13 protein-coding genes are annotated in these 15,614 nt (G+C 68.3%); 7 read left to right on the top strand and 6 right to left on the bottom strand.

Translation table 11 applies throughout. The features are described from left to right. Positions 1 to 75 precede the first annotated feature (75 nt). Positions 76 to 1,065 carry an alpha/beta fold hydrolase gene (locus ATO11_RS06925; protein WP_050530131.1) on the bottom strand — a complete coding sequence of 330 codons (990 nt, stop codon included), beginning with the start codon at positions 1,063 to 1,065 and terminating at the stop codon, positions 76 to 78. Next, positions 1,065 to 1,355: an SCP2 sterol-binding domain-containing protein gene (locus ATO11_RS06920; protein WP_050530130.1), complete on the bottom strand. Its 291-nt coding sequence runs from the start codon at positions 1,353 to 1,355 to the stop codon at positions 1,065 to 1,067. Before ATO11_RS06920 ends, ATO11_RS06925 begins: the two co-directional genes overlap by 1 nt. 119 nt (positions 1,356 to 1,474) lie before the next feature. On the opposite strand from ATO11_RS06920, the gene ATO11_RS06915 reads away from it, so the two are divergent. From ATO11_RS06915 to ATO11_RS06895, 5 genes are all read left to right on the top strand, one after another. Beyond that, positions 1,475 to 1,984, top strand: coding sequence for a tetratricopeptide repeat protein (locus ATO11_RS06915; protein WP_242601375.1), 510 nt, complete (start codon positions 1,475 to 1,477; stop codon positions 1,982 to 1,984). A 20-nt stretch (positions 1,985 to 2,004) separates the two neighbouring features. Continuing rightward, positions 2,005 to 4,911, top strand: a complete 2,907-nt coding sequence (locus ATO11_RS06910; RefSeq protein ID WP_050530128.1) for a helicase-related protein — start codon at positions 2,005 to 2,007, stop codon at positions 4,909 to 4,911. A gap of 8 nt (positions 4,912 to 4,919) precedes the next feature. After that, entirely contained in the window at positions 4,920 to 5,318 is a 399-nt protein-coding gene (locus tag ATO11_RS06905) for an RNA-binding S4 domain-containing protein (RefSeq protein ID WP_050530127.1), read from the top strand. Positions 5,319 to 5,335: 17 nt separating this feature from the next. Next, positions 5,336 to 5,674: a ferredoxin FdxA gene (gene fdxA, locus ATO11_RS06900; RefSeq protein ID WP_050530126.1), complete on the top strand. Its 339-nt coding sequence runs from the start codon at positions 5,336 to 5,338 to the stop codon at positions 5,672 to 5,674. 279 nt (positions 5,675 to 5,953) lie between these two features. Then, on the top strand, positions 5,954 to 6,463 hold the full coding sequence (locus tag ATO11_RS06895) for a CarD family transcriptional regulator (protein WP_050530125.1): 510 nt from the start codon (positions 5,954 to 5,956) through the stop codon (positions 6,461 to 6,463). 70 nt (positions 6,464 to 6,533) lie between these two features. Here the strand turns inward: ATO11_RS06895 and ATO11_RS06890 are convergent, their stop codons facing one another. Beyond that, positions 6,534 to 8,450 (bottom strand): cation:proton antiporter domain-containing protein, encoded by a 1,917-nt coding sequence (locus ATO11_RS06890; RefSeq protein WP_050530124.1) that lies wholly within the window; start codon positions 8,448 to 8,450, stop codon positions 6,534 to 6,536. A gap of 10 nt (positions 8,451 to 8,460) precedes the next feature. Then, the gene (locus ATO11_RS06885; RefSeq protein ID WP_050530123.1) at positions 8,461 to 8,916 is read right to left on the bottom strand and encodes an Lrp/AsnC family transcriptional regulator; all 456 of its coding nucleotides are present in this window, start codon (positions 8,914 to 8,916) and stop codon (positions 8,461 to 8,463) included. Between the two features lie 130 nt (positions 8,917 to 9,046). Between ATO11_RS06885 and hppD the strand changes: the two genes are divergently transcribed. After that, complete coding sequence (gene hppD, locus ATO11_RS06880) at positions 9,047 to 10,156, top strand: 4-hydroxyphenylpyruvate dioxygenase (RefSeq protein ID WP_050530122.1); 1,110 nt, start codon at positions 9,047 to 9,049, stop codon at positions 10,154 to 10,156. Between the two features lie 75 nt (positions 10,157 to 10,231). Here hppD and ATO11_RS06875 read toward each other — a convergent pair whose 3' ends face one another. Beyond that, the gene (locus ATO11_RS06875) at positions 10,232 to 13,330 is read right to left on the bottom strand and encodes a hypothetical protein (protein WP_134643082.1); all 3,099 of its coding nucleotides are present in this window, start codon (positions 13,328 to 13,330) and stop codon (positions 10,232 to 10,234) included. Positions 13,331 to 13,495: 165 nt separating this feature from the next. Here ATO11_RS06875 and ATO11_RS06870 point away from each other — a divergent pair, with 165 nt between their 5' ends. Next, a complete protein-coding gene (locus ATO11_RS06870) occupies positions 13,496 to 14,182 on the top strand; it encodes an SIMPL domain-containing protein (protein ID WP_082176196.1) in 687 nt (228 codons plus the stop codon). A 46-nt stretch (positions 14,183 to 14,228) separates the two neighbouring features. Here the strand turns inward: ATO11_RS06870 and ATO11_RS06865 are convergent, their stop codons facing one another. Next, complete coding sequence (locus ATO11_RS06865; RefSeq protein ID WP_050530119.1) at positions 14,229 to 15,518, bottom strand: O-acetylhomoserine aminocarboxypropyltransferase/cysteine synthase family protein; 1,290 nt, start codon at positions 15,516 to 15,518, stop codon at positions 14,229 to 14,231. Positions 15,519 to 15,614: the final 96 nt, after the last annotated feature.

The following is a 15,614-nucleotide window of genomic DNA, read 5'->3' as shown; positions in this document are numbered from 1 at the left end:
TGATGGTAGCGAGCCTGGCTGTCCCGTCCAGTGCCGGTGCAAGGCGCGGGCCCGCCCGTGGGGCGGGGCGCGTCGTCAGGCGCGCTGGGCGATGGCTCCGCCCGGAACGGCGGTGCCCGAGGCACGGCCATGGGCGTCGAAATGCGCGATGATTTCCGAGGTGACCCAGTCGCGGACGGACTTGATCTCCATCAACACTTCGTGTTCGGCGCCCTCGATGACGTCGAGCTTGCCGCCGGGCCACTTGTCCATCCGTTCGCGGATGCGGCCGATATCGACGATCCGCTCGCACGCGCCGACGAAGGTGCGGCAGGGCAGGTCGGGCGAGGGCATGCGCGCCAGCCCGCGACATTCAAGAAGCGCCTCGTGCAGCCATGTCAGCGAGGGCCCGCCGATCCCCAGTTCGGGGTAGCGGCCGATCTGGCGCTGGAGATGGTGGAACATCTCGGGGCTGGTGGTGAGCTGGTTGTTTTCGAACGGCTCGGCGATCACGTAGGCCTGCGGCTTGGTGCCGGGGGCATAGGTGCCGCCGAGGCCAAGCTTGCCCGACCCCCATCCCAGCACCCATGCCGCCGGGCGGACCGGGGCCGAGATGCTGATACCCCACATCGGGCCCGAGAAGGCCACGGACGAAACGGGCAGCCCTTCGTACAGCGCGCGGAGACCGATGCAGCCGCCCATCGAATGGGCGATCAGGTGGAACGGTTCCGGCAGTTCCAGTTCGCGGGCGAGGTCCATCATCGCCGCGACATCATGTTGATAATCGCGGAATTTCTCGACATGGCCCGCTTTTTCGTCCGGGTGCATCCGGTCGGCGAGGCCCTGCCCGCGCCAGTCCATGACCAGCACGGTATAGCCCGCCGCGGTCAGGTCGCAGGCGGTGCGGCCATATTTCTCGATATACTCGGTGCGGCCGGGAAAGAGCAGGATCGTGCCCTTCGCGGTGCCCGCGGCCGGCCAGATGCCGGCGCGCACGCGCACGCCGTCCATCGTCGTGAGCCAGTAGGCGGCCCCGCCCTCGGGCCCTTCGGCCACATCGGTATATAGAGGAGCCGCCGCAGCCATCAGCCGAGTTCCGAGGCCAGTTTCATGGCAAGGCCCATATCCCCGTCGACGGTGAGCTTGCCGCCCATGAACGCCGCGGTGGGGTTGAGCGAGCCGTCGAGGATTTCGCGGAACGTGTCGGCATCGGCCTTCAGCGTGACATCCGCGGCATCGTCGCCCTGGCGCACGCCGCCGTCATCGACCATGATGGCGCCTTCGCCCTCGATGTCGAATTTCACGGTGCCGCCGATATCGGCATCGGCCAGTTTCGCCTTCAAGGCGGCTTCGGCCTCGGCCATTACGTCGCTCATAGCGCATCCCCTTCGCTGTCGTTGCGGTGGTAATCCCCGCGTTCCACGTTACATTCGTGAATATGCGCCCGAGTCACACCACTTTCAAACGTACCGTCACGGCATTTGCGTCCGTAGTCATGTTTTCCTTACCTTTGTCCGCCCATGCGGAAAGTGACGGAACGTCGGCTCTGGACCGGTTGCGGCAGGCCCCCACGCCCGAGGCGGCGGCCCGCGTGGTGCGGGAAATCCAGCTGGAATGGTCGCGGTCGGGATCGGCGTCGATGGACCTTTTGCTGACGCGGGGCCGTGACGCGCTGGAGCGGGGCGACCTGACCGAGGCGGTCGAGCACCTGACGGCGCTGACCGACCACGCGCCCGATTTCGCGGAAGGCTGGCATACCCGCGCGATGGTCTTCTTCCAGCAGAAGCGGTTCGGGCTGGCGGCGGCCGACCTCGAACGCACGCTGGCGCTGAACCCCGACCATTTCGGCGCGATCCGGGGCATCGGCGCGATCTACGAGACGCTGGGCGACGGGGCGATGGCCTATGCCGCCTACAAGCTGGCCGAAACGTACAACCCGCTGGACAAGGAGATCGTCGAAGGCCTGAAGCGAACCGCGGCCAGTGCCGTGGGCGTCGATCTGTAACCTCGCGGGAGCCTTCGGTCATGGCGTCGTCCGGGCGGACCGTTGCGGTCCTTGGCCCTACCAATACCGGCAAGACCACCTATGCGCTGGAGCGCATGCTGGGCCATCGCACCGGCATCATCGGCCTGCCGCTGCGCCTCTTGGCGCGGGAGGTCTACGACCGGCTGGTTGCGGCGCGCGGTCCGGGCGTCGTGGCACTGGTCACCGGCGAGGAGCGGATCGTGCCGCCCCGCACGCAATACTGGGTCTGCACGGTCGAGGCGATGCCGCCCGCGATGGGCTGCGATTTCCTTGCCATCGACGAGATCCAGCTTTGCGCCGATCCCGAGCGGGGCCATGTCTTTACTGACCGGCTGCTGAACGCGCGCGGCCTGCACGAGACGCTGTTCCTGGGCGCCTCCACCATGCGCGGGCCTATCGCGGCGCAGGTGCCGGGGGTCGAGTTCGTCAGCCGTGAACGGATGTCGCAACTGGCCTATACCGGCTCGAAGAAGCTGCGCGGGTTGCAGCCGCGCACGGCGATCGTCGGTTTCTCGGTCGAGAACGTCTATGCCATCGCGGAACTGATCCGCCGCCAGAAGGGTGGCGCGGCGGTGGTGATGGGGGCGCTCAGCCCGCGCACGCGCAACGCGCAGGTGGCGATGTACCAGAACGGCGAGGTCGATTACCTCGTCGCGACCGATGCCATCGGGATGGGCCTGAACCTTGATATCGACCACGTCGCCTTTTCCGGCCTGTCCAAGTTCGACGGGCGGCGGATGCGGCCGCTTGCCCCGAACGAACTGGCGCAGATCGCGGGGCGCGCGGGGCGGGGCATGCGTTCGGGCACGTTCGGGGTCACGGGCGAGGCGCGGCCGCTGGACGACGCGGTGGCCGACGCCATCGTGTCGCATCGCTTCACGCCCATATCCAAGCTGCAATGGCGCAACCCGCATCTGCGGTTCGGGTCGGTGGACAGCCTGATCTCGTCCCTCGAGGAAGGCCCCGACGACCTGACGCTCGCCCGCGCGAGGGAGGCCGATGACCTGCGCGCCCTGAAGGCGCTGGCGGAGGTGACCGAGGTGGCGGCGCGGGCGTCTGACCCGGCCTCGGTCCAGTTGTTGTGGGACGTGTGCCGGGTGCCCGATTTCCGGGGGATTTCAGCCGGGGAACATGCGGGGCTGCTGGAGCGTTTGTTCACCGATCTGCACCAGCATGGCGAGGTGGCCGAGGACTGGCTGGCGCGGCAGGTGAAGCGGATCGACCGGACGGACGGGGATATCGACACGCTCAGCAAACGGCTCGCTTTCGTGCGGACATGGACCTACGTAGCGCAGCGTTCGAACTGGCTGCGCGACGAAAACCATTGGCGTGACGAGACACGGGCTGTAGAAGACCGTCTGTCGGACGCGCTGCATGGCGCGCTGACGCAACGATTTGTCGACCGGCGGACCAGCGTGCTGCTTCGCCGGTTGAAGCAAAAGGAGGCCCTGTTGGCCGAAGTGAACGATTCTGGTGAGGTGACCGTCGAAGGTGAATTCGCGGGCCGTCTCGAAGGGTTCCGGTTTATCCAGGACAAGGGTGCGCAGGGGCAGGAAGCCAAGACGCTGAAAACGGCGTCGCTGCAGGCACTTGCGCCGCATTTCCACCTGCGGGCGGACCGGTTCTACAACGCCCCCGATACCGAGATCGACTTCACCGACCAGGGTGGCCTGATGTGGGGCGACCAGGCGGTGGGCAAGCTGGCGGCGGGCGACGACCCGATGAAGCCGCGCATCGCAGCCTTCGTGGACGAGGCCGCGGGCCCGGACGTCGCGCAGAAGGTCGAGCGCCGCTTGCAGCATTTCATGGATCGCAAGGTCGCGGCGCTGTTCGAACCCCTCCTGGCGCTGAAGGCGGACGAGGCGTTGTCGGGGCTGGCGCGGGGTTTTGCCTACCGCATGGTCGAGGCGATGGGCGTTCTGCCGCGCGCGGGCGTGGCCGACGAGGTCAAGGCGCTGGACCAGGACGCGCGGGGCAGCCTGCGCAAGCACGGGATGCGGTTCGGACAGTTCACGATCTTCATGCCGCTTCTGCTGAAACCCGCGCCGACGCGGTTGCGGCTGGTGCTGTGGTCGCTGGCGCAGGGGTTGGATGATTTCCCGTCGGCGCCGCCTCCGGGGCTGGTCACCGTACCGTCGGCGACGCTGACGCCCGAGGGCGTGGATGCCGTCGCGGGGTACCGCGTGGCGGGCGAGCGCGCGATCCGCATCGACATGCTGGAACGCCTTGCCGACCAGTTGCGCGGCGAGGACAGCCGTGGCGGGTTCGAAGCCAAGGCCGACATGCTGTCGATCACCGGCATGACGCTGGAACAGTTCGCCGACCTGATGCAGGGACTTGGCTACAAGGCCGAGCGTGGCGAGCGCGAGAAGGTGAAGCCCGTGGATACCGTCGTCGCCGAGACCGAGGCGACAGGCGACGCGCCGGTGATGGATGCGACCATCCCCGCCGAGGGCACCGGGGCCGCCCCGGCCGAGGCACCGCCCGCCGCCGACCTTGCCGCGACCGAGGACATGCCTGCCGAGGGCGAAGCGCCCGTGGCCGCCGAACCGCCCGAGCCCGCGCCAGAGGCGCCGGTGCCGGACGTGGCGGCGGAGGAGGCCGCGCCGGGCGAGGTGGCCGATGCCGCGCTGGCCGGCCCCGAGACCGAGGTGTTCTATACCTTCACCTGGGGCCGCAAGCCGCCGCGCGAGCAGGGCCGCCGGCAGGGTGGCGGGGGCCGCAATGACGGGCGTCCGCGCAACGCGGGCAAGGGCAAGCCGAAGGGCAAGGGCAAGGGCGGCAAGCCCCATGGCGGCGGCAAGCCGCAGGGTGCCAAGACCTACGAGGCGCGTCCGCCGAAGAAGGACAAGCCCGTCGATCCCGACAACCCCTTCGCCGCGCTGGCCGCGCTGAAGAAGGACTGAGCGCGCCCGTGAGCGAAAAGCTGCGGCTCGACAAGTGGCTGTGGCACGCGCGGTTCTTCAAGACGCGGTCGCTGGCGGCGCGCACGGTCAGCGAGGGGCGGGTGCGGGTCGACGGCACCCGCGCCACCAAGCCCGCGCAGGCGGTGGCGGCGGGCCAGACGCTCACCTTTCCGCAGGGCCGCGAGATTCGCGTGGTGCGCATCGTGGCGATGGGTGCCCGCCGTGGCCCGGCAACCGAGGCGCAGACGCTGTACGACGATCTGACGCCCGCGCGGGAGGACGGCCCGGCCAATCCGCGTTTCGACGGAAAGGGTCGCCCGACCAAGCGCGATCGCAGAACGCTGGACCTTGCGGCCAAAGGGCACCTTGAAGCGGGCGGGAAGCCGGGCTATCCCGGCCCCGAGTGAGAGCGTAAAGGTCCGCCATGACATACATCGTCAACGACGCCTGCATTGCCTGCAAGTACACCGACTGCGTGGAGGTCTGCCCGGTCGATTGCTTCTATGAAGGCGAGAACATGCTGGTGATCCACCCGGACGAATGCATCGATTGCGGCGTGTGCGAGCCGGAATGCCCGGCCGAGGCGATCAAGCCCGATACCGAGCCGGGCGCGGAGGAATGGGTGGATTTCAACCGCAAGTATGCCGAGAAATGGCCGGTCATCATCACCAAGAAGGACCCGCTGCCCAACGCCGAGGAACGCGACGGCGAGGATGGCAAGCTGGAGAAATACTTCTCGGAAGCGCCGGGCGAGGGCGGCTGATTCGCGCGCCGCGACCAGTGCAACCGCGCAATTTGTAGAATTTTACCTGTAAACCGTTGAAAAACAGGCGGTTTGCGCTTCCGTGCGTTGTAATTTCTGGAACCTGCCCCATTTTTGTGCTATGGTTGCCTGATACAACCGTTTGCACTGGTATCGCCCTGTCTGCCGGGGTGAAGAACGCTGCTTAGAAATAATTGTCCAAGTCGTTGCGGAGCCGCTCTCCGGGACACTTGGGCTTTTTGTCGCCGCACTCCGCGGCGCCTGCAAGGAAGGACCCGTATGAGCAAGTCCAAGACACATGAGTTTCGTCCCGACGACTTCGTTGTGTATCCGGCCCACGGCGTGGGCAAGATCGTGTCGATCGAGGAACAGGAAGTGGCGGGGATGTCGCTGGAACTGTTCGTGATTTCGTTCGAGAAGGACAAGATGACCCTGCGCGTCCCGACCAACAAGGCCGAGGATGTGGGTATGCGGTCGCTGTCGTCGCCGGACGTGGTCGACCAGGCGATGAAGACGCTCAAGGGCAAGGCCCGTGTGAAGCGCGCGATGTGGTCGCGCCGGGCACAGGAATACGAGCAGAAGATCAACTCGGGCGACCTGATCGCGATTGCCGAAGTGGTGCGCGACCTGCACCGCAACGACGACCAGCGCGAACAGAGCTATTCCGAGCGCCAGCTGTACGAAGCCGCGCTGGAACGCCTGACCCGCGAAGTGTCCGCCGTGTCGGGCGGGGACGAGGGCGCCGCCGCCAAGAAGGTGGACGAGGTGCTGCTGTCGCGCGCGGCCTGATCCGCACCAAGCCATTTGAAGGGCCGTCCCCGGAGAGACCGGGGGCGGCCTTTTTCATGCGCGGCGGGGATCAGCTTTTGCCGGGTCCGGGCGGGGCGGAGGGATCGGCCACGGCCTCGCGCGCATCTCCCACCTCGATCTGGTTCAGAAGCGCGGTCTGCAACTCGGCCTCAAGCTCGCGCACCTTGGCGATGTAATCGGCGTTTTCCGTCTCGGGCACGTCGGGTTTCCACAGGTCGGCCAGCGCCCGCAGGGCGTGACGGTCGTGTTCATAGAACGTCTCTTCGGCGCGGTGGGCCTCGTATTCCGTGAGGCCTGCATTTTCCAGCACGTAGCGGCCCGCGCGCAGCGAGGCGTCGAAGGTTTCGCGCACGACGTCGTTCGCGCCCGCCCGGACGAGGCGGTAGACATGGTTGCGGTCTCGCGCGCGGGCCACGATGTGCAGGTCGGGGCGCTCCTTGCGGGCATAGGCCACCAGCTTGACCGCCGCCTCCACGTCATCGACGCAGACCGCCAGCACCCGCGCCTTTGCCAGTCCCGCCGAGCGCAACAGGTCGGGGCGGGTGGGATCGCCGAAATAGCCCTTGAAGCCGAACTTGCGCATCAGCTGGATGGTCTTGAGCGAGTTGTCGATCACCACGGTCTTCACGCCCGAGGATTGCACCAGCCGGTTCACGATCTGCCCGAAGCGCCCGACCCCGGCGATGATCACCGGGCCGTCATCGTCGATTTCGTCATGGGTGCCGGTTTCGCCGTCGCCCGGTGACCGGCGCGCGATCCTGTCGTAGAGGATGAACAGCACCGGCGTCACGAGCATCGACAGCGCCACGACCAGCAGAAGCCGTTCGGCAAGGTCGGGGGGCAGCACCGATTGCTGCAGGCCGAAGGAGATGAGCACGAAGCCGAACTCGCCCGCCTGCGCCAGCCCCAGCGCGAACAGCCACTGGTCGCGCCCGCGCAGCCTGAACATGCGGGCGAGGCCATAAAGCACCAGCCCTTTCAGCACCATGATGCCCAGCGTCAGCGCCACGATCACGAGCGGATCGGCGATCAGCACGTCGAACCGGATGCCCGCGCCGACGGTGATGAAGAACAGCCCCAGGAGCAGGCCCTTGAACGGTTCGAGATCGCTTTCGATCTCGTGCTTGAACTCGGAATTGGCGAGCACCACGCCGGCGAGGAAAGTGCCGAGCGCCGGTGACAGGCCGACGACCGACATCAGGAAGGCGATGCCCACGACCATCGCCAGCGACAGCGCCACGTACATCTCGCGCAGACGGGTGTGGTGGATGTAGCGGAAGAGCGGCCCGGCAAGGTAGCGCCCGGCGAGGATCACCGCGACGATGGCGCCCACGGTCACCAGCGTCACGCCCCAGCCCGGCAGGCCTTCGACCAGCGACATGGCGCCGTGCGCCTCGTCGGCCTTGTCGCCGGACCGGGCGATCGACCCGTCGGGGTTGAGCGTCGCGAAGGCCGGCAGCGCCAGCAGCGGCAGGAACGCAAGGATCGGGATCACCGCCACGTCCTGCGTAAGCAGGACCGAGAAGGTGGAGCGCCCGCCCGCCGTCGACATCAGCCCCTTTTCGCTGAGCGTCTGCAGCACGATCGCGGTCGAGGACAGGGAAAAGATCATGCCGACCGCCAGCGCGGTCGTCCAGTAAAGCCCCAGCAGCATGGCAAGGATCGCCACCAGCCCGGTGGTCAGCACGACCTGGCTGACGCCCAGTCCCAGCAGGCGGTGGCGCATGTTCCACACCGCGCGCGGCTCCAGTTCCAGCCCGATGAGGAACAGCATCATCACCACGCCGAACTCGGCAAAATGCTGGATTGCCACCACGTCGACGCGCAGCACCGCCAGCAGCGGGCTGATCGCGATCCCGGCGATCAGGTAGCCCAGCACCGATCCCAGCCCCAGCCGGGTAGCCAGCGGCACGCAGATCACCGCGGCGGTCAGGTAAAGCACGGCTTGAGACAGGAAGGCGGACATGGCGGATCCTTCAGATGGGCAGGGGCGCGTCGGCCTTGACCTGGTTCATGACGATCTGGCTTTGCACCCGCGCCACCGCAGCATGGGGCAGCAGGTTGGCATGGATCAAGTCGTTGAGCGCGGCAAGGTCGGCGCACATGACGCGCAAGAGGTAATCCGCCTCTCCGGTCATCGTCCAGACCGACAGGATGGCCGGTTGCAGGCGCAGCAGCCGGGTGAAATCCTGCGCCATCTCGGGCCGGTGAGAGGCCATCGTCACCTGCACGAAAGCCTGCACGCCGAGGCCCAGCCTGGCCGGTTCCAGCCGGGCGGCATAGCCGCGCACGATGCCGTCCGCCTCCAGCCGCTGGCGCCGCCGCCCGGCCTGGCTGGCCGACAGGTTCAGCGCCGCGCCAAGCTCCTGTGCGGTCAGCGTCGCGTCTTGCTGCAACAGTGCGAGCAGGCGTTTGTCGGTCTCGTCGATCATGCGGAGGTCTCGCGGAATTATTGTCAAACATGCGGCAAGCGTGCAGATCAGCGTACTTGCATGCGCCAGAACGCGCAATATCTTCATGGAATACGCGGTACCTTCAGGTGGCTTTCCAAAGGAGGATCCGATGGGCCCGTTCCCGCATGACGCAGACAAGGCCACGATCAGCGCGGCCAATCCCGCCGGCACCGACGGCTTCGAATTCGTCGAGTTCGCCCATCCCGAACCCGACACTCTGCGGACCCTGTTCCGCCAGATGGGCTACGCGCTTGTCGCGCGTCACAAGACCCGGCCGGGGATCGAGTTGTGGCAGCAGGGCGACATCACCTACGTTCTGAATGCCGAGCCGGACACGTTCGCCGCGCGCTTCGTCGAAGAGCACGGCCCCTGCGCCCCGTCAATGGCGTGGCGCGTGGTGGATGCGCAGCACGCCTTCGACCACGCCGTCGCCCGTGGCGCCGAACCCTATGACGGCGACGACAAGACGATGGACGTGCCCGCGATCCGCGGCATCGGCGGCTCGCTCATCTACTTCATCGATCAGTATTACGACACCTCGCCCTACAATGCCGAGTTCGACTGGCTCGCCACCTCCAAGCCCGAAGCCTTGGGGTTCTACTACCTCGACCACCTCACCCACAACGTGTTCAAGGGCAACATGGACACGTGGTTCCGTTTCTACGGCGACCTGTTCGGCTTCCGCGAAATCCGGTTCTTCGACATCGAGGGCAAGTATACGGGCCTCTTCTCCCGCGCGCTGACCTCGCCCTGCGGCCGCATCCGCATCCCGATCAACGAGGACCGGGGCGAGACGGGGCAGATCGTCAACTACCTCAAGCGCTACAAGGGCGAAGGCATCCAGCACATCGCCGTCGGCGCGCGCAACATCTACGACAGCGTCGACGCGATTGCCGAAAACGGCATCCGCTTCATGCCCGGCCCGCCCGACAGCTACTACGACCAGTCGAAGACGCGGGTGCAGGGCCATGACGAACCGATCGACCGCATGAAGCGCCACGGCATCCTGATCGACGGCGAAGGCGTCGTCGACGGCGGCGAGACCAGGATCCTGCTGCAGATCTTCTCGAAAACCGTGATCGGCCCGATCTTCTTCGAGTTCATCGAACGCAAGGGCGATGACGGCTTCGGCGAAGGCAACTTCAAGGCGCTCTTCGAATCGATCGAGGCCGAGGAAATGGCCGAAGGCGCCTATGGCGACGTGCACGCTGCCGAATAGGGGTCACCCCTTCTTCTCTTGAAAAATATGTCGGGGGTCCGGGGGCTGGCCCCCGGCCTGCCGCCTGCAAAAGGCTCAGGTCTTCGGCAGCTTGAGCGTGACCGAACGCCCGTTCTTGGTGTATTTCAGCGTGCCATCGCCGATGGCGGCAACGCGCCCGCCATCCAGCCGGTCCCCGACCTTCACCTTCTTGTAGCGCCCGTTCGCGAGCCGGACGAGTGCGCGGCGGGCGCTCGGCTTGCCGTAGACGCCGATCAGGTTGATGCGGTGGAGCTTGATGGCGTTCTTCACGGTCGCGTTGCGCGTGACCGAGTTGCGCGAGGGCGCGGGAGGCTTGACCGTCTTGGGCTTGACCTGCGCGACCACGCGGGTGGCGGTGTCGGCCTCGGGTTCCGAGGGCGTTGCGCGGGCGACGATGCGCGACCAGTTGCGCGGCCGCGTCTTCGGCGCGCGGGAGGCGGCCACGGCCATCTTGGACGACGAGGTGACGGTGTCTTCCTCCTCGGCGGCCGCCGCCTCGACCGCGCTGTCGAGGTCGTCCTTTGCTTCCGCCGCCGCGGCCTCGGCGGCCTTCGCGGCGGCTTCTGCCTCGGCGGCCTTCGCAGCCGCAAGCGCGCGTTCCTGGGCCGAGACGGGGCGCAGCTTGGGACGGAAGGCGGCCAGTTCGGCGCGGGTCCGCCCGCCAAGATTGGCGCGTTCGGCCTCTTCCAGCAGGCCCTCGGGTCGGACCTTCGGGCGGAAGGCCGCCAGCGCGGCGCGGGTAGCAGCCTCATCGGCGCTTTCGGCCTCGGCGGCGGTCGCCTCCCCGTCCTCGACCCGGTCGCGCGGCGGCGGGACAAGCGGCGGGCGCCCGGCAAAGACCATCACCCCGTCGGGGCTGAGCGCGCCTTCCTCGGTCGCGATCACCAGCCCGCGGTCATCCAGCGTGAAGGTGGTCCCGGCAGGCGCAGGCGAGAACACCGCGCCCGGCAGCGCGTCCCCCTCGAAACTCGCCATCTGCGGCAGCGCCACGGCGTCCTGCTGAACGATGTCGGGGTCGAGCGACGGGATATAGAGGTTGCCCAGCGGGATCGGCGCGGGCTGGTGCGGCACGTCCGGTGCCAGTTGCCAGATGCCGGTGATGGCATAGGTCGCAACCGCCTCCTCGGGCGACAGTTGCGGCAGGGGATCGGGGCGGCTGAGTCCGGCGGGCAGGCCCGGCTGGGTCGGCCCGGCATCGCTGCTGGTCGTGCCGGTCAGCGCGGCGATGGTCACCGGCTCTTCGCCGGCGGGCGCATCCGGCGCAACGAGGGGGATGTCGGTCTCCGCCAGTTCGGCGGCGGTGGGCGGTTCGGTCTGCGGCGCGAACCAGCGCGCGATCCGCTCGTCGACATAGACGGCGGCCATCGCCGCGACCCCGACCAGCAGGATCAGCAGCAGCACCGTCAGCATCAGGCCCAGATACCTGGGCTTGCCGCCGATCTTTTCCGACCCGCGCGCGCCGAACACGGTCATGCGCTGGCGTTCATCCTCGGCAGGCGGCACCGTCTGGCGCGGCGCGGGGGCGGGCGCGGAGCGGGCACGCGGCGCGGGGCCGCCGACACCGCCGGCCAGCGCCGGGGCCGCGCGGCCATCGCCGAGGCCCGGCACGACCGAGGCGGCGGCGCGCAGCTTGCGGCTGAAGAAGTCGCCGCCCTTGGCCAGCGCCTCTGCCGGGATCGGGTCGGAGCCGAGCGTGGTCGCGGTGTGCGGCGGCGCATCGGCGGAGGCGGCCACCGGGGCCGGTTCGATCGGGATGACGGGCGCGTTCACGCCCGCATCGGCGCGCGGGGCTTCCTCGCGGAGGGGTGCCGCGACGGGCGCGGGCGGAACGGGCGGGGCCTCGCGCGACGCGCGGATCGAGGCAAATCCACGGCCCTTCGGCTTGGGATCGGGGGTTTCCGCCGCTGTTGCCGGTTTCGCCTCGGGCGCAGGTGCAGGCGCCGCGACGCTCGGCTCCTCCCGCTTCGCCGACAGGCGGCGCGCGGCGGAGAAGGTCAGGCGGGAGGCGATCCGGGACGACGCCCGTGGCACGGCCTCGTCGTCGTTTTCCGGGGCGCGTGGGCTGGGGGATTTGAACACCGGCACCGGCGGCAGGTCAGAGGCCTGTTCCGCCGTCGGCGCGGCGGGCGCGCGCGGCGCTTTCGGCGCGGAGGCCGCTTCCCCGTCGGGCGCGGCATCCGCCGCTTCCTTGGCGCGGCGCGCGGCATTGGCCAGCAGGTCGAGCGCGGCGGGTTCGGGATCGTTCGCGGGTTCCGGCGCGGGGTCCGGGGCCTTGGCCGTGCTCTCGGGAGCCGGATCGCGGCCGGCGGTGAACAGCGGCGGCGGCGGGGTCGGCGCGGCCTTGGGTTCCCGCGCCTCGGGTGCCGGCGGCTCTGCCGGTTCTGCCGGGCGCGAGCGCATGAACATCGGCTGCGGTGCAGGCTCGGGCTCGGGCGTCAAATCGGGTTCGGGCGCGGGGTCTGGCTCTGCCACCGGTTCGGGGGGCTTTACCGCCTGCGGTTCCGGCTCCGGCTGTGGTTCAGGCTCCGGCGCAGGCGCGACGGCGGCGGGTTCCGGCTCCGGCTCCGGGCTGGGTGCGAGGGCGGGCGCCATTTCGAGCGGGGCGGCGCCGACGACGCCGGTGACGACGATGGGGAAGCTGTCCCGTTCGACCGGGCGGGCGGGATCGACGGGGCCGAAGAACACCTCGCCATCGAACGCGCCGTCGGGCGGGGTGGCGACGTAGCTGACGGGTTCGAAGGCGTGGTCGCGGGCGAATGCCTCGGCCTCGTGCAGCGTTTCGCGGGCGACGGCGGCGACCAGCACCTTGCCCTGCGACACGCACCAGTCATAGACGAGGTCGGCCACGGGGTAGGGCGTTTGCCCTTCAAGCGCGGCAGCGACCTGCCGGCCCGAGGCGTCGATCGTGTTGGCGGGCAGGTCGAGCGCGAGGTAGCGGATCTGGTCGTTGGGGATCACCAGCTTGGGCCGGATGGGCGAGCCGGCCAGCCCTTCGGCGCGCAGGCGCAACTCGGCCAGCGTGGCGCGCAGGTCGGGCGTGTCGAGCGCAACCTCGCCCAGCGACAGCCAGCCGTCATCAGCCCGCTGCACGAGCCGGATACCGTCGAATGACAGCGACAGGGCAAAGCCTGGTCTGATGGGGCTGGGGTTCATGGCCGCCTTCATACCCTTCGATGTACCATCACCAAGCGGCCCGCGGGAGGGCCCGCCGGCGCTGCCTTCGTTTACAGCAGCTTATTGCCGAGGGGAAGGAAAACGCCCCGTCTGACACAACTTGTCTGCTATGCTTAACTTTACAAGGTAATCGAGGAGTTAAGCATGATCCGAGTTCTGTTGGCCGCCTGCGCGTTCTGCGTGCTGGGCGTGGCCGCCATGGCCGAGGGCGCAACCCTGACGGTCAGCGGGGAGGGGCAGGTCGCGGCGGCGCCGGACATGGCCGTGATCCGGTTGTCGGTGGCCGAGGAGGACGTGTCGGCCAAGGTGGCGATGCGCGAGGTCGCGGCGGCTGCGGCGCAGGTTCTGGCACGGCTCGACGCCTTCGACATCGCCGACAAGGATCGCCAGACGAGCCAGCTGACGCTCGACCCGATCTGGGAGGGGCGCGGATCGAGCCTGAAGGCACCGCGCGTCGCGCGCTATGCCGCGCGGACCGAGGTGGTGGTGCGGGTGCGGGACCTCGACGTGCTGGGCCAGCTTCTGGACGCTGTGCTGGAGGATGGCGCGAACGGCTTCGGCGGGTTGCAGTTCAGCGTGGCCGACCCGCAGCCCCTCGAAGACGCGGCGCGCAAGGCGGCGGTGGCCGACGCGATGCGCACTGCGAAACTGCTGGCCGAGGCGGCGGGCGTGACGCTGGGCCCGGTGATGAACATGTCGCTGAATGGCGGCGGCCGCCCCTCGCCGGTGATGGCGCGGATGGAGATGGCCTCGGACGCGGGCATTCCGGTGGCGGCGGGTGAAGTGGGCTATTCCGCGACGGTCACGATGGTGTTCGACATCAGCGAATAGGCGCAGGCGGTGCGGCGCCCCGGTTCAGGGCGCCGCGACCGGATCGTTACATCGACGCGGCAAGCGCGCGGTCGAGATCCGTCTTGAGGTCCTCGACATCCTCGATCCCGATGGACAGGCGCACCACGTTCGGTGCCGCCCCCGCCGCTGTCTGCTGTTCGGGCGTCAGCTGCCGGTGGGTGGTCGAGGCGGAGTGGATCACGAGGCTGCGCGCATCGCCGAGGTTGGCGACGTGGCTGAAGATTTCCAGCGCGTTCACGAACTTGATGCAGCCGTCATAGCCGCCCTTCAGCGCCACGGTGAAAAGCGCCCCCGCGCCACGCGGGCAGATCGACTTGACCCGCTTGAAATAGGGCGAGGATTTCAGCCCGGCATAGGTCACCGCCTCGACCGCGGGATGCTTTTCGAGCCATTCGGCAAGCTCGGTCGCGTTCTGCACGTGGCGTTCCATCCGCAAGCTGAGCGTCTCCATCCCGATCAGCGTGTAATGCGCGCCCTGCGGGTTCATCGTCATGCCCAGATCGCGCAGGCCGACGGCGATGCCGTGGAAGGTGAAGGCGAGGGGGCCGAACGTCTCGTGGAACTTGAGGCCGTGATAAGCCGGTTCCGGCGCGCTGAGCGACGGGAACTTGTCGGATGCCGACCAGTCGAAGGTGCCGCTGTCCACCACGCAGCCACCGGTCACGGTGCCGGTCCCGGTGAGGTACTTGGTGGTCGAGTGCACCACCAGCGTCGCGCCATGTTCGATCGGGCGGCAAAGGTACGGCGTGGCGCCGGTGTTGTCGACGATCAGCGGCAGGCCGGCCTTGTCCGCGATTTTCGCAATCGCCTTGAGGTCGGTGATGTAGCCACCGGGATTGGCGATCGATTCACAGAAGACCGCGCGCGTGTCGTCGTCGATCGCGGCCTTGACGGCATCGAGGTCGTCGAAGTCAACGAAGGTCGCGGACCAGCCGAAGCGTTTGATCGTCTGGCTGAACTGCGTGATCGTGCCGCCATAGAGACGGGTCGACACGACGACGTTCTTGCCCGGCGTCATCAGCGGGAACAGCGCCATGATCTGCGCCGCGTGACCCGAGGAGCAGCAGACCGCGCCCGCGCCGCCTTCGAGCGTGGCGATGCGTTCCTGCAGGACGGCCACGGTCGGGTTCGTCAGGCGGGAATAGATGTATCCCACTTCCTGCAGATTGAAGAGCGCGGCGGCGTGTTCGGCGTCGCGGAAGACATAGGCCGTGGTCTGGTAGATGGGCGTCTGGCGGGCGCCGGTGGCCGGGTCGGGGCGGCTGCCTGCATGGATCTGCAGCGTGTCGAAGCCGTAGGTGGGGCCGTCTGTCATGACTGTCTCCGTCGTGGGTGGGGCCCTTGGGGGGCCTCAATTCGTTCGGCGCGACGATAGAGGGAGGCCCGGAGGGCGGCAAGCGGGATACGACGG

Source organism: Pseudaestuariivita atlantica (assembly GCF_001205715.1).
Lineage (GTDB): Bacteria > Pseudomonadota > Alphaproteobacteria > Rhodobacterales > Rhodobacteraceae > Pseudaestuariivita > Pseudaestuariivita atlantica.
Note: the sequence above shows the minus strand (reverse complement) of the source record. Positions and strands in the feature narration are given on the sequence as shown.